This is a genomic window from Streptomyces sp. NPDC092296 (assembly GCF_044755465.1).
Classification (GTDB): domain Bacteria; phylum Actinomycetota; class Actinomycetes; order Streptomycetales; family Streptomycetaceae; genus Peterkaempfera.
Genome location: NZ_JBIVRB010000011.1, coordinates 145420 through 163878 on the forward strand (window position 1 = coordinate 145420; position 18459 = coordinate 163878).

Sequence of the window (18459 nt, forward strand, 5' to 3'; positions counted from 1 at the left end):
GCCGGGCCCGGGTCGGCCGCCGTCACCACCGGCGGCCGCCCGGCCCGACCCGGTGTCAGTCCGCGTCCGGCTCCGGCAGTCCCAGCGCGGCCCGCAGCCCCTCGTCCCCGGTGCCGAGCTTGCGGTGCACGGCGGCCAGCAGCCGGTTGACCCCCATCGTCGAGGTGTTCAGCTCCCCGGCGATCCACTCGGCGGTCAGCCCCTGGACGAACAGCTCCGCCGCCCGCCGCTCCCGCCCCGTCAGCGCCTCGCTGCCGACCACGTACAGCCCGCGCGGCCGCAGCCCGGCCGCGCTCAGCTCGGCCTTCGCCCGCGCCTCCAGCGCCTCGGCGCCGCACTCATTGGCCACGTCGAGGCCCTGCCTGAGGTGGTCGGCGGCCTCCCCGGCCCGGCCGGAGCGGCGCAGCGCGACACCGTGGTCGACCAGCGCCAGCGCGTACTCGTACGCCGACGGGGAGCGGCCGAGCCGGTCGACGGCCCGCCGCAGCAGCGCCTCCGCCTGCGCCGGTCCCTCCGCGACGGCCGCCGCCCAGCGCAGTGCCTGGCCGACTGCGGTCGCGGTGCCGTACTGCTCGGCGTAGCGGACCGCCTCGCCCGCCAGCTCGCGGGCCCGCTCCGGCTCGTCCTCGGCGACGGCGAGGGCCAGCAGCGAGCGCCAGGGCGCCCAGACGGTGTTCTGCCAGCCCCGGGCCTCCAACCTGGCACCGGCGGCGGCGAGTTCGACGGCGGCCTCGGCGCGGCGGCCCTGGGCGAGCAGCAGCTTGCCGTACAGGGTGGGTACGTCGGGCAGCAGCAGGGCGACCGGGTAGGGCGGGCCGAAGCGGTACCGCTCGGCCAGGTCGAGCGCGTCGTCGATGCGGCCCCGGGCGAGCAGGGTGTCGATGAGCACCCCGACGGCGTCCCACTGCAACGGGATGCCGGGACCGATCCGCTCGGCCAGCCGCAGGCTGCTGCGCAGGAAGTCCTCCGCTTCGGTGAGCCGGCCGCAGCGGAACCGGACCAGGCCGAGCAGGAAGTAGGCGAAGCCCAGGTGGGAGCCGCTCCAGCCGGCCATCTCAAAGGCGCGGGCGGCGTCGCTGAACAGTTCCTCCGCCAAGTCCAGCCGGTCGGCGCAGGTGAAGGTCATCCCGACGATGGTGGGGATCTCGAAGCCCCAGTTGCTGTTGGTCCACGCCAGCTCCGGCGGCAGCCGCCCGCCGTCCAGGGCCTGTTCGACCAGGGCGCACGCCTCGGCGGCGGGTTCGCCGCGCATGGCGAGGTCCCAGCCGCGCAGCACCATCAGGACGCGGCTGCCGGTGTCCCGGTCCCGCAGGCCCTCGGTCAGTTCGGCCAGCTGCCGGGAGCGGGCCGGCAGGTCCGGGCCGTCGGAGCGCAGCGCCGTCCACAGGAAGTGCGCGGCCTGCAACCGGGTGCGGCCGGGTCCCGCCGGGGTGCGGGCCGCCTCGGTGGCGAGCACCATCGCGGCCTGGTCCAGTTGGTCGAGGTGGCCGTGCGCCTGGGCGAGGCGCAGGGTGGCGTTCTCGCGGAGCGCGTCGTCCAGGGCGGGCTGGGCGAGGGCGCTGCGCAGGTGGTTGACGGTGACGGACGGTTCGGTGAGCAGGGTGGCGCAGCCGAGTTCGTACTGCACCGCCGGGCGGTCGGAGTCGGCCGGGGGTTCGCCGAGCGCCCGTTCCAGGCAGCGGCGGGCGGCGTCCGGGGCGCCGACGGCCAGGTGCTCCTTGGCGGCCTCGCGGAGCAGCAGCACCAGTTCGTCATCGCCCTCGGGGTGCACTTCCAGCAGGTGCCGGGCGGCTTCGGCGGCGCCGAGTCCGGCGTCCAGTACGGCTCGGGCGGCAACGCCGTGCATCGCGGTGCGGGTGGCGGGCGGGATGGCGCGGTAGACGGCGGTGGCGATCAGCGGGTGGACGAACTCCAGGGTGCTGCCGCCGGTGAGGATGCGGGCCTCGCGCAGCTTGTCGGCCGCCTGCGCCGCGTCGGCCGGTACGAGCGTCGCGACGTTGGCGACCAGCTGCACGGGTATCTCGGTGCCGAGGACTGCGGCGGCCCAGGCGAAGTGGGCGGTGGCCGGGCCCATCTTCTCCAGCCGGCTGATCAGTCCGGTGCCGCGCACGGCGGCGCCCAGGTCGCGCAGCAGGTCGGCGTTGTCCGCGGTGGGGCTGACGCCGCGTTGGCCGACCTTGGCGAGCAGTTCCACCACGTCGTACGGGTTGCCTCCGGTGACCGTCCACGCCTCGCGGCAGAAGGCGTCGTCGGCGTCCGGGCCGAGGCTGGCGCGCACCAGGGCGGCCACCGCGTCGGGGCTGAGCGGGCGGAGCACCACCGAGCGGCCGGCCCGCTCGCCGGCGAGGTAGCCGAACGCCTCGTCGCGGGGCAGGTCGTCCGGCCGGTACGCGAGGACGACCAGGACCGGCAGCTCCCGTACCCGGGCCTCGAAGGAGGCCAGCCAGGTGACCGACTCCAGGTCGGCCCAGTGCAGGTCGTCGAGCACCAGCACCAGCGGGGAGTGCCGCTGGGCGAGCTGGGTGAGCACCCAGTCCAGGCCGTCGCGGACGCCCTGCGGGTCGGCGCGGATGCCCGGAGCCGGGGCGAACAGGCCCGCCGCCGGGCCGGCGATGTCGTACCAGCCACCGAACAGTTCACGCCGCTCGGCCTCGCCGCGCACGGTGAGGGCCGGCTGGAGCAGCTGCCGGACCACGTGGAAGGGGACATTGCGCTGCTGCTCGCTGCCCCGGGCGAACAGCACCGAGCAGCCGCGCTCGGCCGCGATCCGCCGCACCTGGGTGAGCAGCGCGGTCTTGCCCGCGCCGGCGGAGCCGCTGCACAGCAGCAGGCCGCCCAGCTCACCACCGCCGGCCGCTGTCCGGCGGCACAGGTCGTCGACTGCCTGCTCGGCGGCGGCGACCTCCCGCTCCCGTTCGAGAAGTGAGTCCGGCGCACTGCTGTGCGGCCGGCGCTTCCGTGTCCATGAGCCGTCGTCCCGATCGGTCACCGCTGACCTCTCCGCGTCACCAACCTGCCCTGTGAGAGCCGAGGTTAGCCGGTGGCGGGGACGGTCCGGCACCGCCCGGCGCCCGTCGACCGGGCAGGTTGGCCGGGAAGGGGGTTTTCCGTTTGTGCGGCCCCGACGATGATCTCTGGCAGGCGCCGCCGGAAGCGCTTTTCCGGCAGCGCGGCGGCGCAGCCCGCCGATCCCGTGTCCGTACCAGGCCGAGGAGGGTCATGGCGCACCCCGGGGCGTCACCGCGCCCGGCGCGATCCTCCCCCGGCGCCACCTGCGTCCCCTCGCGTGCCGTCCCGGCGTGCCCCACCGCCCGGCAGCACCCAGACGTGTGAACGACGAACTCGGAGAGATCGTGGAACTGATCACCCCGCTGCCCGACTTCCCCTTCACCTCCAGGATCAGCCCGTGCGCCGAGGAGGCGCAGCGTCATCTGAGCCACTGGTCCCGCCGCACCGGGATCGTGGAGTCCGGTCGGGCCGGTGATGACTTCGACAGCATGCTGTTCGGCCGTTTCGCGGCGCGGGTGTACGCGCAGGCCCCGCGTGACCGGTTGCTGACCCTGGCCGACTGGACGGGTTGGATCTTCGCCTTCGACGATCTGCTGGACGACACCCCCGAGGGGCGCGACCTCGACTTCGTCAACCGGGTGCTGGCCTGCATGGAGCCGGTCTGCCGCGGCCTGCCCGCCGCCGGTGCGCCGCCCGCGCCGACCCGGGCCGTCGGACGCTCCCGGGAGGCGCTGGCCGACCTGTGGCAGCGGATCACCGTGCCGATGGCCGGGCCGTGGGTCGGGCGCTTCAGCCGGAACGTGCTGGACTTCCTGTACTCGTACCGCACCCAGGCGACCGTCAACGCGTCGCGCAGCGTGCTGGACGACGACTCGTACAGCGCGCACCGGTCGTCCACGGTGGCGATGTACACCGGCGCCGACCTGATCGAGTACGCCACCGACCTGCCCATTCCCGAGCAGCTGATCACCCATCCGGATGTGGCCGTGGTGCGGGAGACGGCGGTCAACGCCATCGCGTGGACCAATGACCTGTTCTCGGCGCCCAAGGAGATCTCGGTGGGCGACCTGTGCAACTACGTGACGGTGCTGCACCGGCAGTTGCGGGTGCCGCTGGACGAGGCGGCGTACGAGGTGGTGCGGCGCATCCACGACGAGGTCGACCGGTTCTCGGCGGCGGCCGACCGGATCGGGGTGCTGTGCGAGCGCCTGCCGGCCGCGCACTCCGACGCGCTGCGGCGGATGGTCGACGGCCTGGAGTCGTGGATGGTCGGGCATGTCGACTGGTCGGCGGAGAGCGGCCGCTACCGTTCGCGGGCCATTCCGGAGGGGCCGGACCTGCTGGAGGCGACCGGTCGTACGCCGGTGGCCACCCCGAGCGGCGCGTCCTGAGGGCGGCGGCCCGGGAACGCCGCGTGGCCCCGCCTCCGGAGAGACGGGGCCACGCGGCGTCGTGCGGTGTGCGACTCAGTGGGCGATGACCGGGACCGCCACCTCGTCGGCGGCGTCCGCCGATCCGGAGACGACCGGGCTGCCGCCCTGCCGACCGGTGTTGATCATGGTGAGCGCCAGGGTCGCGGCGGCCGCCAGGATGCCGACCGCCCACCAGATGGCGGTGGCGTAGCCGTGCACGGCGGCCTCGTTGACCAGCTTGGGGTTGCCGCCGTGGGCGACCAGCCAGCTGGTGGTGGCGCTCGCCGCGACGGTGTTGAGCAGCGCGGTGCCGATGGAGCCGCCCACCTGCTGGGAGGTGTTGACCATGGCGGAGGCGACACCGGCGTCGCGCGGCTGGACGCCGTGCGTGGCCAGGCTCATGGCCGGCATGAACGCGGTGCCCATGCCCAGGCCGAGCAGGATCTGCGCGGGCAGCACCAGGCCGGCGTACGAGCTGTCGACCTTCAGCTGGGTGAGGATCAGCATGCCGAGCGCGGCGGCCAGGAAGCCGGGGCCCATCAGCAGCCGGGGCGGGACCCGGTTCATCAGCCGGGCGCCGATCTGGGTCGAACCGGTGATCATGCCGGCGATCATCGGCAGGAACGCCAGGCCGGTGACGACCGGGGTGTAGCCCTTGATGATCTGGAGGTAGTAGGTGAGGAAGAGGAAGAGGCCGAACATCCCGATGATGGCCAGGCCCAGCGAGAGGTAGATACCGGCCCGGTTGCGGTCGGTCACCACGCGCAGCGGCAGCAGCGGGGCCTTGACCCGGCCCTCGACCAGCGCGAAGCCGGCCAGCAGCACGACGGCCGCGACGAACAGCCCGATGGTGGCGGCGGAGGCCCAGCCGTCGGTCTCGGCGCGGGTGAAGCCGTACACCAGGGAGACCAGGCCCAGGGTCGCCAGGACGACGCCGGGGATGTCCAGCCGGTTGCGGTTGCGGCCGTGGGCCGGCTCGCGGACGACCGTGATGGCGCCGATCGCGGCCACGGCGGCGATCGGGACGTTGACGTACAGCGCCCAGCGCCAGTTCAGGTACTCGGTGAGCACGCCGCCCAGGATCAGGCCGAGGGCGCCGCCACCACCGGCGATGGCACCGAAGATGCCGAACGCCTTGGCCCGCTCCTTGGCCTCGGTGAAGGTCACCGCGAGCAGCGACAGGGCCGCCGGGGCGAGCAGCGCGCCGAAGACGCCCTGGAGGGCGCGGGCGCCCAGCAGCATGCCGGCGTTGGCGGCGGCGCCGCCGAGCGCGGAGGCACCGGCGAAGCCGATCAGGCCGATGACGAAGGCCCGCTTGCGGCCCGCCAGGTCGGCTATCCGGCCGCCCAGCAGCAGCAGTCCGCCGAAGGCCAGCGTGTAGGCGGTGATCACCCACTGCCGGTTCCCGTCGGAGATGCCCAGGTCGTGCTGGGCGGAGGGCAGCGCGATGTTCACGATGGTGCCGTCCAGCACCACCATGAGCTGGGCCAGCGCGATGAAGACCAGGGCTGTCCAGCGCCTGGGGTCGGAAGCGGATGTTTCGGGCATGGGGGTACTCACAATCGTCACAAGTTCAGGTGGCGAATCAGGGGTGCGGGGCGGTGCAGGGCTGCGGATGGCCGCGACTGCGGCGCTCGGTCAGCGGCCTGCCTCCCCCAGCTGGTGCAGATCGTCGAAGGTGGTGGCGGTGCCGGGCAGCACCGAACGGCCGGGGTTGCGCAGACCGTCCAGGAGCAGTTCCAGATGGCGGTGCACAAAGCGGTCGATGGTGAAGCAGGCCGTGCCCGGCAGCGGTCTGGCCAGTTGGGTGACCGCGACCATCAGGTCGCCGACGGCGACATCAGGGCGCAGCTGCCCGGACTGGTGGGCGGCGTCGACCACGTCCTCGACCGCGTGCTGCAGGCGTGCCCGCGCCTCCGCGAACGCGGGCTCACGGGATTCGAAGACATCGGAGAGCAGCGGACACAGCGCGCCGATGCGCTCGTCCGCCGCGGTGTGTACGAAACGGCTCAGCGCCCCGAAGGCGTCGGCCTCCTCCGCGAGGGCGGCCTCGGCCTGCTCGGCGGTGCGAGCCAGCACCGAAAGGATAACCGTACGGAGCAGCTCGCGGCGGTCCGGGAAGTGCCGGTAGAGAGTGGCGTTGCCGACACCCGCCCGGCGGGCGATCTCGTCGAACGGCACCTCGACGCCGTGCTCGACCAGCGCCTCGCGGGCGGCGGCCACGATCCGCTCGCGGTTGCGGCAGGCGTCCGCCCTCAGTCGGGGCTCCCGCTGCTCCACCGCGCTGCCGACCATCGCCGCGCTCCCTCCGGTCCTCGATCCGGGGACGGCTTCCCCGTTTCGCTGTGCACCGAGCCAAACGGGGAACTGCTCCCCGGATATTTCACCCGCCGCCCGTGACCTGTGTCACAACCCCGCCCCACCCCCTGGCCCAACCCCCTGACCTGCTGATACGCCCCCGCCCGGGGCGCAAGAACCCACCGCCGAACACCACCCCCGCACCACCCCAGGGGCGCGAGGAACTGCGCGAACAACCCACCACCCACCCGCACACCCCCACACACAGCACCCCCCACCCCGAGTGGCGCACTCACCCACCAACCCACCCGCACAACCACCCCCACCCCCGGCGGTCCACACCCACCCCGCACTCTCCCGAGCCCCGCCGGGCGGCTTGGTGAAGCGCTTCGACGCAAGGTCTGGACACACTCCGAACCCGTCCCTAAGCTCTCCCGGCAAGAAGCGATTGAGCCGCAGACATGACACTGTCGAAGCGCTTCACCACCAGTGCCCTCCGGGCAGCGCCAACCAGTGTCGCGAGATGGAGTGCCGCATGGTCACGCTCGCCCAGGTCGCCCGGCACGCCGGCGTGTCCCCGAGCACAGTCTCCTATGTACTCAGCGGCAAGCGGTCCATCTCGGAGGCCACCCGCCGCCGGGTGGAGCAGTCCATCGCGGACCTCGGCTACCACCCGCACGCCGGGGCCCGCGCCCTCGCCAGCAACCGGTCCAATGTCATCGCCCTGATGATCCCCCTGCGTACCGACATGTTCGTCCCGGTGATGATGGAGATCGCCATCTCCATCACCACCACCGCCCGCCGCTATGCGCACGACGTCCTGCTGCTGACCAGCGAGGAGGGCCCCTCGGCCGTGAAGCGGGTGGCCGGCAGCGGGCTGGCCGACGCGCTGATCCTGATGGACGTCGAGCTGGACGACGAGCGCATCCCGCTGCTGCGCCAGACCGGCGCCGCCGCCGCGCTCATCGGCCTGCCCGCCGACCCCGCCGGGCTGTCCTGCGTGGACCTGGACTTCGAGGCTACCGGCGCCATCGCCGCCGACCACCTCGCGGACCTGGGCCACCGCGAGGTGGCGCTGATCGGCGCCGCCGAGACCGTCTACCGCCGCCACACCGGATTCGCGGAGCGCACGCTGGCCGGGTTCGGGCGGCGGGCCGCCGAGCGCGGCATCGGCTATCTGCACCGGCCCTGCGGCGGCAGCCACGAGGCCACCGCCGGGACGATCTCCCGCATCCTGGAGGAGCGCCCCGGCACCACCGGCTTCGTGGTGCAGAACGAGGCCGCCCTCCCGCACCTGCTCGGCCTGCTGCGGCAGATCGGCCGGGCCGTCCCCGAGGACGCCTCGGTGGTCGCCATCTGTCCGGACGACGTCGCACTGCACTCCTCGCCGCAGCTCACCTCGGTCTCCATCCCCGCCGAGGAGATGGGACGCCGCGCGGTCGAGCTGGTGATGGCCCAGGCCGCCGGTGAGGACACCACCGGGCTGACCCTGCTCGCCCCGACCCTGACCGTACGGGAGAGCACCGGCCCCGCCCCGCACCCCGCCTGACCCGCACGGACACCCTCACCGAGACCGCGACGGCCCCCACCCGCGAGCAGCCGGGCCGGCGCGCAGTCCGGCGTGCCGCCGCGCCCTCACGGCGGCGGCACGCCCGCCCCAGCGCCACCGGAACCGCCGCACGCCCCGCCCCGCCTCGCAGGCGCCCCCGCCGCAGACCCAGCCGAGGAGAACCGTTGAACCTGCCCCAGCCCGGCACGGCAGCCGTCACCCCGCTGCCCGCCCCCCGCGCCCCGGAGAAGCCGCAGACCCCCGGCGTGCTGCGGGAGGCGGCGGGCGCGCTGGAGTGGTGCGGCCACCAGGAGACCCTGCGGCTGGAGCCCTGGGGCCCGGACTCGGTACGGGTCCGCGCCGTACGCGGCGGCGGCATCCTGCCGGACCTGCCCGGCGCCCTGCTCCCCGACGCCCCGCCCGCCACCGCCACCGTCAAGGTCGAGGGCCCGGTCGGCCGGGTCGTCAACGGCGCGCTCACCGCCGAGGTCACCGAACGCGGCCTGGTCCGCTTCACCCGCACCGAGGACGGCGCCGAGCTGCTGGCCGAGGACCCGGCCCACTTCTGGTGGCCCGGCGCCCGCCACTGGACCCCCACCGGCAACGGCTACCACCGCCTGGAGCAGCGGTTCCGCGCGTACGACGGGGAGCGGATCTACGGCCTGGGCCAGCACACCCACGGGCTGCTGGACCAGAAGGGCGCGGTGATCGACCTGGTCCAGCGCAACGCCGACGTGACCGTGCCGGTGCTGGTCTCCAGCCGGGGCTACGCGCTGCTGTGGAACAACCCCGCCATCGGCAGGGTGGAGCTGGGCGCCACCGCCACCCGCTGGGTCGCGGACAGCGCCCGGCAGATCGACTACTGGATCACCGCGGGCGACCCGGCGCGGGCGCTGTCCCGCTACGCCGACGCCACCGGCCACGCGCCCGAACTGCCCGAGTGGGCCACCGGCTTCTGGCAGTCCAAGCTGCGCTACCGCACCCAGGAGGAGCTGCTGGAGGTCGCCCGCGAGTACCAGCGGCGCGGGCTGCCGCTGTCGGTGATCGTCAACGACTTCTTCCACTGGACCCATCTCGGCGAGTGGAAGTTCGACCCCGCCGAGTGGCCCGACCCGGCCGCCATGGTGCGTGAGCTGGACGAGCTGGGCGTGCGGCTGATGGTCTCGGTCTGGCCGTCCGTCAGCCCGCTGAGCGAGACCCACCCGGAGCTGGAGCGGCGCGGCCTGCTGATCGGCACCGAGTACGGTCCGATGGCGCACGCCGACTGGCCGGACAAGGGCGTCGCCTCCACCGTCCAGGTCGCCTTCTACGACGCCACCCCCCCGGAGGCGCGCGCGTACGTCTGGCAGCGCATCAGCGAGAACTACCTCGCCCACGGCATCCGGACCTGGTGGCTCGACGCCTGCGAACCGGAGCTGAACCCGGGCCACCAGGCCAATCTGCGCTACCACGCGGGGCCGGGCCTGGAGGTCGGCAACCTCTATCCCCGGGAGAACTCCCGCGCCTTCCACGAGGGCATGCTCGCGGCGGGCGACCCCGAGGTGGTCACCCTCAACCGCTCGGCGTGGGCGGGGTCGCAGCGCTACGGCGCGGCCCTGTGGTCCGGTGACATCGGCACCGACTTCGCCACGCTGCGCGGCCAGGTCCGGGCCGGACTCAATGTGATGCTCTCCGGCATCCCCTGGTGGACCACCGACATCGGCGGCTTCCACGGCGGCGACCCGGACGACCCGGCGTACCGCGAGGTGCTGGTGCGCTGGTTCCAGTACGGCGCGTTCTGCCCGCTGTTCCGGCTGCACGGCTTCCGCGAGCCGATGGCGCCGCTGTCGCCCGCGATGACCGGCGGGCCCAACGAGGTCTGGTCGTACGGCGAGGACGCCTACCGCATCCTGCGCGAGTACCTGCTGCTGCGGGAGCGGCTGCGCCCGTACGTCCTGGAGCAGATGCGCACGGCGGCGGCGACCGGGGTGCCGCCGATGCGGCCGCTGTTCCTGGAGTTCCCGCAGGACGAGGCGGCGTGGGCGGTCGAGGACTGCTTCCTGCTCGGCCCCGACCTGCTGGTGGCACCGGTCACCGAGGCGGGCGCGGACCGCCGCGAGGTCCGGCTGCCGGCCGGGGCCCGCTGGCGGGACGCCTGGACCGGCCAGGAGTACGAGGGCGGGCAGGCGGTGGTGGTCGCGGCGCCGCTGGAGCGGATTCCGCTCTTCCTGCGGGACGGCGCCGAACTGCCCATCACGGCAGCCGGCTGACAGACGATCCACACACGACGGCAGGGAGGCCGAGATGCAGGGCACCGCAACGCTGAACCGGGAACGGGCCGAGGGCGCCACCGCCACGCTCGCCCCCCACCGCCCCGGGGCCAACCCCCCGGCACCCCCGCGCCCGGTCCCGGCAGCCGGCCTGCTCGCCCCGGAGGAACACCGCCTGCTCCTCCTGCTGGCCGAGGGCCTGCCCCTGGACGCCGTGGCCCGCCGGCTCTGCACCTCCAGCCGCACCCTGCGCCGCCGAATCCGGGTCCTCTGCGACCGGCTCGGCGTCCGCACCCCCCTCCAGGCCGCCGTCTGGGCCGCCCGCCGCGGCCTGATCTGACCCGGCCCGCCACCCGCCCACCCAGGGGCGCGAGGAACTGCGCCAACAACCCATCACCCACCCAAGCACCGCAACGCACAGCCGCCCCCACCGGCGAACGGCAGCCCCTGGGCTCAGCTCAGCCCCGCCGCGCCGCCAGGCAAGCGCGGACCGCAGCGATCAGCGTGCGGGAGCGGATGTCGCCCGTGAGGCCCGGCTGCATGCCGTTGGTGACATAGCCGAAGCCGACGCCGAGTTCCGGGTCCGCGAAGCCGAGGGAGCCGCCCCGGCCGGGGTGGCCGAAGGAGGCCGGGGAGGCCATCGGGGAGGTGGCGCTGTGCCGGAAGAAGCCGTGGCCGAAGGCGGAGTCCACGATCAGCACCCGGTCCGGCCCGGTGGCGGCCGGGCCCATCGCCTCGGCCAGCGTCGCCGGGTCGAACAGCGGCGGCAGTCCCGGTTCGACGGCGCCGATCAGCGCGGCGTAGAAGCGGGCCAGCGAGCGGGCCGTGCCGATGCTCCCGGCGCCGGGGATCTCCGCCGCCTGGGCGGCCGGGCTGCACAGGTCGAGGGCGGGTTCCACGGCGGCGAAGGCGCGGGCGGTGAGCGAGGCCGGGTCCTGGTACGCGTCCCGGACGCTCTTCTTGGGCCGCACCCGCAGCCCGCCCGGCCCGCCCGCAGCGGCCGCCGGCGCGGGCAGGTCCACCAGCAGTCCGACCCGGTGCCGCTCCTGCGGCGGCAGCCCGATCCAGAGGTCCAGCCCGAGCGGCCCGGCGATCTCGTCCGCGAACCAGCGGCCGATGCTGCGCCCGTCGGCCCGCCGCACCACCTCTCCGACCAGCCAGCCGAAGGTGTACGGGTGGTAGCCGTGCGCGGTGCCGGGTTCCCAGGCGGGTGCCTGGGCCGCGACCGCCGCCACGGCGGGCTCCCAGGCCAGCACCTCCGCGACCCGCAGCGGGGTGTCGAGCGCGGGCAGCCCGGCGCGGTGCGAGAGCAGCCAGCGCACCGGCACCCGCTCCTTCCCGGCCGCCTTGAACTCCGGCCAGTACGAGGCCACCGGCGCGTCCAGGTCCAGTACGCCGCGCTGGGCCAGCAGCAGCACGCAGGCCGCCGCGAGGCCCTTGCTGACCGACCGCAGCACCTGCCCGGTCCCGGCGGTCCACGGCACTGCGGGGGCCGGCCGCCCGCCCACCTCGGGCACGGCGTCGCCGCCCCACAGGTCCACCACCGCCCGGCCGTCGACGTACAGCGCGAAGGCCGCCCCCAACTCGCCGTGCTCACCGAAGTTACGGGCGAACGCCTCCCGGACCGGCTGGTAGCCGTCGGCCACCTCGCCGTGTATCTCCACCACCGGGCGCCGCCTCCTGTCTCCACCTGGCCATCTGTACAACGCCCGCCATTGTGCCCCGCCCCCGAGCTGCCCCGCCTCCGAGCTGCCCCGGTACGCGGCGCCGACCGCGTCCGGCACCGGACGGCCGGCCGGGTCAACGGGCGCGGGCCCGGGAGGACAGCGCGGACTCCAGCAGCACGAGCGCGCCGAGTACGAGCACCGCCAGGCCGATCACCCGCAGGCCGGTGTCGGCGCCGGAGACGAAGGCGGCGACGATGTCGTGCTCGCCGCCGGGCGGCGTGGTCGCCATCGCTTCGGCGACCGTGTGCGGCTGCCCGGATCGGGCGCTGGGTGGCAGCGCGCCGACGAAGCGCGCGGTCAGCACCGTCCCGATGACGGCGACGCCGAGCGCGCTGCCGAATTCGCGGGTGGTGGCCTGCAACCCGGCGCCCACCCCGGCCTGGGCGGGCGGCAGGGCGTTGGCGATGGCGCTCGACAGCGTCGGCAGGGCCAGGGTCACCCCGGCACCGGTCAGCACGAGCCACCCGGCGTACGCGGCGTACGGGGTGGACGGGTGACTCGTCGACAGCCCGAGCAGGCCGCCGCCCACGCAAGCGAAGGCGAGCGCGAGGGTGGCGTTGAAGCCGATGCGCTGCGAGACCCGCCCGACGTGGCGACCACCGGCGATGATCGGCACCGTCAGCGGCACGATCCCGATCCCGGTCTGCAAGACGCTGAACCCCTTGCCGTACTGGAGGAACGACGCGTTGACGTAGAACAGCGCGAACATGCCGAAGAAGATGGCCGTCATGCCCAGGCAGGCGCTGCGCAGGCCGGCCAGCCGGAACAGGCGGGGGTCGAGCAGCGGGTGCTCGACCCGCAGCTCCACGACCGTCCACGCCGCGAACAGCAGGGCGGCGCAGCAGAAGCCGGCCACCACGACCGCGCTGCCCCAGCCCGCTTCGGGTCCCTGGACGATGCCCAGGAACAGGGCGACCGAGGCGCCGACGAGCAGCAGCGTGCCCAGCGGGTCGAGTCGGCGGCCGTGCCGCGCCGACACCGGTGCCGTCCGCCAGGTGAGCGCCGCGAGCAGGAGCGACACCGGGACGACGGCGGCGAACATCCAGCGCCATGAGCCACTCATCAGCACCGCCCCTCCCCCGACGTTGCCGATGATTCCGCCGATGCCGGTCATCGAGGCCCAGGTGGCGATCGTCGCGCCCTTGCGTTCGGCGGGGACGGCGTGCAGCAGCACAGCGAGCGTGTTGGGCAGGACGGCCGCCGCGCCGACCCCGCTCACCGCCCGCCCGACCAGCATCACGAGGACGCTGGACGAGGCCGCCGAGACGACCGCGCCCGCCGCGAACACCACCAGCCCGGCGAGCAGCACGCCCTTGCGGCCGAAGCGGTCCCCCGCCGCGCCGCCGGGGATCACCAGGCAGGCGAAGAAGATCACATACAGGTCGACGATCCAGACGAGCGCCGAGGCGGACGGGTGCAGGGCGCTCGCGGCGAGCATCGGCACGGCGAGGTTGATCGCGGCGACCACGCCGATCACCAGGACGACGCAGGCGCACATGACGGCGAGCAGGCCGCGCTGCGACGGCGCTCGGGTGGATATGTCGGGTGGGCTCGGAACCCGGCCGTGCGCCGGTGGATGCAAGGACATGTCAACGACGCTACAAATCCGGTCGCCTATTACGCCACGCAATCTCGGCAACAGCGAGTTGCATAGGATGCAACCATGCCGGCCGACCTCGATCTGAACCTGCTCAGGGTGTTCGACGCACTGCTGCGCGATGCCAGCGTCACTGCGGCCTCGGAGCGGCTCCACCTGTCCATCCCCGCGACCAGCCGTGCGTTGGGGCGGCTGCGCCGGGCCATGAACGACCCCATCCTGGTGCGCGCCGGTCGCGGCATGGTCCCGACGCCGTTCGCGCTGCGGGCGGCACCGCGTGTGCGGTCCCTGCTGGACGAGGCGTCGGCGCTCATCAGCGCCGACCGCGAACTGCTGCCCGCCGAGCTGGAACGCACCTTCACCATCCGGATCAACGACGGCGTCGCCGCGACCCTCGCCGCCGAAGTGGCCGAGGCCGTCGCCGGCACCGCGCCCGGTGTGACACTGCGTTTCGTCTCGGAGGGCAGCGAGAGCACCGAGGACCTGCGCGACGGCACCGCCGACCTGGACATCGGGGTGGGCGAGGTGGGAGCGCCCGACATCCGCACCGCCGGGCTCTACCGCGAGCGGATGGTCGGCATCGTCCGCGCCGACAGTCCGCTGGGCCGGCACCGCCGCCCGACGCTCACGCAGTTGAGCGAGCACGCCCATGTGTCGGCGTCCCGCCGGGGGCGGGCTCGCGGCCCCCTGGACGATGCGCTTGAGGCCCAAGGGCTCCAGCGCCGGGTCGCCGCCGTCGTGCCCTCCTTCGCCGTCGCGGCCCTGGTGGTCTCAACCAGCCCCTACGTCGGGCTCGTGCCGCAGCGGCTGGCCGAACAGCACAGCGGAAGCCTCGGTCTGCGGTGGTTCCCGATTCCGGCGGAGCTGCCGGAACTCGCGGTGCGGATGCTCTGGCATGTACGACTCGACGCCGACCCGGCGCAGCACTGGTTGCGCCAGACCATCCGGGACACGCTCCGCTGAGGCCCGGCAGCCTGTTTTCTCCCTACGGAATGACAGTCACTTCGGCATCGCGAGCGAGCGCCGGGTTGCACCATTCGTAAAAACCACGGCATTCCCGCCGGACGGTGTTCGGCAACGGTTTTCCGGAGCCAACCCCATCGGGTGATTCTCCGTCACGGCGGTTCATATCCGGGGTGTTGTCACCGAGCCCGGCACGACGGTCGCTAGGTTGGCGGTACCGGGCCCTCCGGGCTCTGCCCTGACCGGCCCGGCCAGGAGAGACCGGCTTGGTCTTCAGCCGGCCGTCCGTCCGGCGCGCCGGTCTTCGTATCAAGGAGAACTCGTGATCTCAAGGACGAAGAAGTTCTCGCGTTCCATGGCCGTGGCGTTCGCCGCAGCCGCCGCGTTCACCCTGACCGTGCCGACCGGCAACGCTTTCGCCATCGACCATGTCACCTGTGTCGGCGGGGAGAACTTCCTGAAGATCTGGTCGCACAACGGCAATCAGCAGAGCGTGGACTGCTACGCGAACCGTGGGAAGACCTCCTTCGGCAACTGGTGGGTCGACAAGATCTCCACCGGGAACAACGACCTGATCTACTACGACGCCAACGGCGATTCGGTGAAGATCGAGCGGTGGCACGAGATCTCCTTCCCGAACCGCCCGCCGAAGGTCAAGGCCATCGAAATCCTGTGATGCGTTGACGGACCGATGGCTCGGGCGGCCGGGGGGGGGGGGGGGCCCCCCCCCCCCGCGCCCCGGGGGGGGGGGGGTGGGGGGGGTGGGGGGGGGGGGGGGGGGGGGGGGGGGGGGGGGGGGCCCCCCCCCCCCCCCCGCCCGCCCGTCGGGTCAGGGGCGGCCCGCGGCCAGCCCCTCGATCCGGTCGAACAGGGCGGCACCCAGCACCCGGACGTCCAGCGGGGTCCGCTGCGCGGGCAGCTGCTCGGCGGTGATCCAGTGCAGCGGGTGCTCGGCCGGGCCGACCGGGCGGTCCGGATGGTCCGCCACGGCGAGGTAGTGGTGGTCGATGTGCAGGTGCGGCTCGGGGTGGTGGTTGTCGGCCGCCACCGCGATCTCCACCGTCCACCACGGCGGCGGCACCTGCGGGTGCGGGTAGCCGTCGGGCAGGGCGGCGCCGCCGGGCGCGGCCAGGAAGCGGGCGGTGAGCCCGGTCTCCTCGCGCAGCTCCCGTACGGCGGCCTCGGCGGGGGTCTCGTACGCCTCGACATGGCCGCCGGGGACCAGCACACCCCCCAGCCGGGGATGCTCGATCACGCCCAGCCGCCAGCCGCTACCGAAGCGGGCGAACAGGTAGACGCTGGCAGTGGCGTGCTTGACCGGCACGGATGACCTCCCTGGGCTCGGAATCCGAGCCTTTCACGCCGATCCGGCAGCACGGGTGCGGTTCGGGAGCCGGCGGTGCTTGGATGCCGCTATGACTGCGGACCCTTCCGACGAACTGCTGGACGTGGTGGACGCGCACGACCGGGTGGTGGGCACCGCCCGGCGCGGCGAGGTCTACCGGCGGCGGCTCACCCATCGCTGCGTCTTCATCCTCTGCCGTGACGCGGAGGACCGGATCTTCGTCCACCGCCGCGCCCCGACCAAGCTGTTCTCCCCCTCGATGTACGACATGTTCGTCGGCGGCGTGGTCGGGTCCGGCGAGTCGTACGCGACCGCCGCCGTCCGGGAGGCGGAGGAGGAGTTGGGCGTCTCGGGCATCGAGCCGCAGCACCTGTTCAAGTTCCTCTTCACCACCCGGAAGCACTCCTGGTGGTGCGAGGTGTACGAGGCCCGCTGGACCGGCCCGGTCGTCCCGCAGGTCGAGGAGATCGACTGGCACACCTTCCTGACCGAGCGGGAACTCGCGGAGCGGATGGCCGAGTGGCCCTTCGTCCTGGACGGCACCGAAGCCTGGCACCGCTATCTGCGCCACCGCAGCGGCGGGTGAGACGGCCCGGTCACCGCCCCGGGAGCACCATCGCGACCACGGCCACGGCGAGCAGCCCGACGTACGCCCAGGCGTAGGTACGGTCGGGGATGCGCGGCGGGCGCCGCCGCAGCACCGCGATCACCGGCAGGGCTCCGAGGAGCAGCGCCGAGGCGGCGCGCAGGTCGATGAGACCCACCAGGTGCAGGTGTGCGTCCACGGCGGCGGGGAGGGCGGCGCCGCCCAGCGACACGGCGGTGGCCGGAAGCGCGATGGCCAGGGTGAGGGGGTTGGCCAGCGCGGTCGCCACCCGCATCGTGTGCCCGGCGCGCCGCATCGCGGGGACGGTCATGACGCTGCCGCCCACGCCGAGGAAGGCCGCGACCGCACCGACCGGTGCGCCGAGTGCGGCCGGCAGCGGACGCGGGGCCTCGGGGGCCGCCTCGACCCGGGTGCGCGGGCGCAGGAAACCGGGACGCAGGAGCAGATCCACAATGGTGAGCGCGATGTACGCGACGAACGCCCAGCGGGCCGGCCCGGCCGGGGCGAGGCGCGTGGCCAGCGCGCCGACCGAGGCACCGGCCGCCAGCAGGAGCAGCAGCGTACGGCTGCCGCGCAGCGCGCGGAGCACCCGCCGGGGTGTGACGGCCGTCGCGAACCCCGCGTTCACCACCATCACCAGGGCCGAGGTGGCCGTCGCCACCCGCATCGCGTCCGCACCGAGTACGGCGTCCGCCCACACCACGACCGGCACCGCGACGAAGCCGCCGCCGAACCCGAACAGCACCGTCGTCACCCCGGTGAGGAGCCCGATCCCGATCAACACCACAACGTCCACGGACTCCAGTCCACCAGCTCGGGTGGGCTTCCCGCATGCGATGGTCGGCACCATTCCTTCGCGTCTCGGCCGGTAGGCTGGCGGGGTGAGGAACGTCCCCCTGGCCGACGTCGACCACGTCGACCGGGCCGTGCTGCCGATCGGCACCGACTACCCGCCGGGCCAGGTACTGGACTGGCACCGACACCGGCGCGCGCAGTTCCTGTACGGCGCCACCGGGGTCATGGTGGTCGACACCGCCGAGGGCACCTGGACCGTGCCGCCCGAGCGCGCCGTACTGATCCCGGCCGCCACCCGGCACCGGGTCCGGATGCTGGGGGTGAGCACCCGGAGCCTGTACATCGAGCCGGATGCCGTCCCCTGGTGGCCCGCCACCTGCACGGTCGTGGACGTGCCGCCGCTGCTGCGCGAACTGCTGCTGGCCGCCGTCGAGTTCGAGGCCGACTACAGCCTCGCCGGGCGGGAGGGGTGTATCGCCGCGCTCCTCCTGCACGAGATCGCCGCGCGCTCCCCGCTCCCGTTCCACCTCGGGATTCCCGCCGCGCCCGACCTCGCGGGGCTCTGCCGCGAGTACCTGGCCGCCCCGGACGCCGGCGTCACCAACACCGCCTGGGCCGCGAGCACGGCCATGAGCGAACGGGCCTTCACCCGGCGTTTCCGCGCCGAGACCGGTGACAGCCCCGCCGTCTGGCGCACCCGGGCCCGCCTGCTCGCCGCCGTCCCGCTGCTGCGCACGGCATCCGTCAGCGAGGTCAGCAGCCGTCTCGGCTACGCCTCCCCCGCCGCCTTCACCGCCGCCTTCACCCGCGCCTTCGGCCTGCCCCCGTCCCGCTTCACCGCAAGCCACCAGAGCGGCGGCCCCGGCCGCTGAAAGCTGTCCGCCGGGCAGCACCTCCGGCAGCCCGCC

15 protein-coding genes are annotated in these 18459 nt (G+C 73.9%); 8 read left to right on the forward strand and 7 right to left on the reverse strand.

From position 1 onward, the window contains the following. Positions 1 to 55 precede the first annotated feature (55 nt). Positions 56 to 2989, reverse strand: a complete 2934-nt coding sequence (locus ACIQGZ_RS22215; RefSeq protein ID WP_402604318.1) for an ATP-binding protein — start codon at positions 2987 to 2989, stop codon at positions 56 to 58. A gap of 340 nt (positions 2990 to 3329) precedes the next feature. On the opposite strand from ACIQGZ_RS22215, the gene ACIQGZ_RS22220 reads away from it, so the two are divergent. Beyond that, positions 3330 to 4400 (forward strand): hypothetical protein, encoded by a 1071-nt coding sequence (locus ACIQGZ_RS22220; protein WP_402604320.1) that lies wholly within the window; start codon positions 3330 to 3332, stop codon positions 4398 to 4400. Positions 4401 to 4475: 75 nt separating this feature from the next. Here the strand turns inward: ACIQGZ_RS22220 and ACIQGZ_RS22225 are convergent, their stop codons facing one another. Further along, entirely contained in the window at positions 4476 to 5969 is a 1494-nt protein-coding gene (locus ACIQGZ_RS22225; protein WP_402604322.1) for an MFS transporter, read from the reverse strand. Positions 5970 to 6059: 90 nt separating this feature from the next. Further along, positions 6060 to 6716, reverse strand: coding sequence for a TetR/AcrR family transcriptional regulator (locus ACIQGZ_RS22230; protein WP_402604324.1), 657 nt, complete (start codon positions 6714 to 6716; stop codon positions 6060 to 6062). Positions 6717 to 7254: 538 nt separating this feature from the next. On the opposite strand from ACIQGZ_RS22230, the gene ACIQGZ_RS22235 reads away from it, so the two are divergent. The 3 genes from ACIQGZ_RS22235 to ACIQGZ_RS22245 all read left to right on the forward strand — a co-directional run bounded on the left by ACIQGZ_RS22235 (position 7255) and on the right by ACIQGZ_RS22245 (position 10857). Beyond that, on the forward strand, positions 7255 to 8268 hold the full coding sequence (locus tag ACIQGZ_RS22235; protein WP_402604327.1) for a LacI family DNA-binding transcriptional regulator: 1014 nt from the start codon (positions 7255 to 7257) through the stop codon (positions 8266 to 8268). Between the two features lie 224 nt (positions 8269 to 8492). After that, positions 8493 to 10517, forward strand: a complete 2025-nt coding sequence (locus ACIQGZ_RS22240; RefSeq protein WP_402604446.1) for a TIM-barrel domain-containing protein — start codon at positions 8493 to 8495, stop codon at positions 10515 to 10517. Between the two features lie 34 nt (positions 10518 to 10551). After that, positions 10552 to 10857 carry a DNA-binding response regulator gene (locus ACIQGZ_RS22245; protein ID WP_402604329.1) on the forward strand — a complete coding sequence of 102 codons (306 nt, stop codon included), beginning with the start codon at positions 10552 to 10554 and terminating at the stop codon, positions 10855 to 10857. A gap of 118 nt (positions 10858 to 10975) precedes the next feature. On the opposite strand, the gene ACIQGZ_RS22250 is transcribed toward ACIQGZ_RS22245, so the two are convergent. Then, positions 10976 to 12184 (reverse strand): serine hydrolase domain-containing protein, encoded by a 1209-nt coding sequence (locus ACIQGZ_RS22250; protein ID WP_402604331.1) that lies wholly within the window; start codon positions 12182 to 12184, stop codon positions 10976 to 10978. A gap of 133 nt (positions 12185 to 12317) precedes the next feature. After that, positions 12318 to 13832, reverse strand: coding sequence for an MFS transporter (locus ACIQGZ_RS22255; RefSeq protein WP_402604334.1), 1515 nt, complete (start codon positions 13830 to 13832; stop codon positions 12318 to 12320). Between the two features lie 75 nt (positions 13833 to 13907). Here ACIQGZ_RS22255 and ACIQGZ_RS22260 point away from each other — a divergent pair, with 75 nt between their 5' ends. Continuing rightward, positions 13908 to 14804: a LysR family transcriptional regulator gene (locus tag ACIQGZ_RS22260; protein WP_402604336.1), complete on the forward strand. Its 897-nt coding sequence runs from the start codon at positions 13908 to 13910 to the stop codon at positions 14802 to 14804. A gap of 355 nt (positions 14805 to 15159) precedes the next feature. Continuing rightward, positions 15160 to 15480 (forward strand): beta/gamma crystallin domain-containing protein, encoded by a 321-nt coding sequence (locus tag ACIQGZ_RS22265; RefSeq protein ID WP_402604448.1) that lies wholly within the window; start codon positions 15160 to 15162, stop codon positions 15478 to 15480. A gap of 153 nt (positions 15481 to 15633) precedes the next feature. Here the strand turns inward: ACIQGZ_RS22265 and ACIQGZ_RS22270 are convergent, their stop codons facing one another. Then, complete coding sequence (locus ACIQGZ_RS22270) at positions 15634 to 16128, reverse strand: NUDIX domain-containing protein (protein WP_402604339.1); 495 nt, start codon at positions 16126 to 16128, stop codon at positions 15634 to 15636. Between the two features lie 91 nt (positions 16129 to 16219). On the opposite strand from ACIQGZ_RS22270, the gene ACIQGZ_RS22275 reads away from it, so the two are divergent. After that, positions 16220 to 16735, forward strand: a complete 516-nt coding sequence (locus tag ACIQGZ_RS22275; RefSeq protein WP_402604341.1) for an NUDIX hydrolase — start codon at positions 16220 to 16222, stop codon at positions 16733 to 16735. Positions 16736 to 16745: 10 nt separating this feature from the next. Here the strand turns inward: ACIQGZ_RS22275 and ACIQGZ_RS22280 are convergent, their stop codons facing one another. Further along, positions 16746 to 17552 (reverse strand): sulfite exporter TauE/SafE family protein, encoded by an 807-nt coding sequence (locus ACIQGZ_RS22280; RefSeq protein ID WP_402604344.1) that lies wholly within the window; start codon positions 17550 to 17552, stop codon positions 16746 to 16748. An 85-nt stretch (positions 17553 to 17637) separates the two neighbouring features. Between ACIQGZ_RS22280 and ACIQGZ_RS22285 the strand changes: the two genes are divergently transcribed. Then, entirely contained in the window at positions 17638 to 18423 is a 786-nt protein-coding gene (locus tag ACIQGZ_RS22285; RefSeq protein WP_402604346.1) for an AraC family transcriptional regulator, read from the forward strand. The last annotated feature ends 36 nt before the right edge of the window (positions 18424 to 18459 follow it).

Bases quoted from the DNA above. Each gene is read 5' to 3' on its own strand.
- ACIQGZ_RS22225 (WP_402604322.1), bottom strand. From the start codon at position 5,969: ATGCCCGAAACATCCGCTTCCGACCCCAGGCGCTGGACAGCCCTGGTC.
- ACIQGZ_RS22230 (WP_402604324.1), bottom strand. From the start codon at position 6,716: ATGGTCGGCAGCGCGGTGGAGCAGCGGGAGCCCCGACTGAGGGCGGAC.
- ACIQGZ_RS22235 (WP_402604327.1), top strand. From the start codon at position 7,255: ATGGTCACGCTCGCCCAGGTCGCCCGGCACGCCGGCGTGTCCCCGAGC.
- ACIQGZ_RS22245 (WP_402604329.1), top strand. From the start codon at position 10,552: ATGCAGGGCACCGCAACGCTGAACCGGGAACGGGCCGAGGGCGCCACC.
- ACIQGZ_RS22255 (WP_402604334.1), bottom strand. From the start codon at position 13,832: ATGTCCTTGCATCCACCGGCGCACGGCCGGGTTCCGAGCCCACCCGAC.
- ACIQGZ_RS22260 (WP_402604336.1), top strand. From the start codon at position 13,908: ATGCCGGCCGACCTCGATCTGAACCTGCTCAGGGTGTTCGACGCACTG.
- ACIQGZ_RS22265 (WP_402604448.1), top strand. From the start codon at position 15,160: ATGGCCGTGGCGTTCGCCGCAGCCGCCGCGTTCACCCTGACCGTGCCG.
- ACIQGZ_RS22275 (WP_402604341.1), top strand. From the start codon at position 16,220: ATGACTGCGGACCCTTCCGACGAACTGCTGGACGTGGTGGACGCGCAC.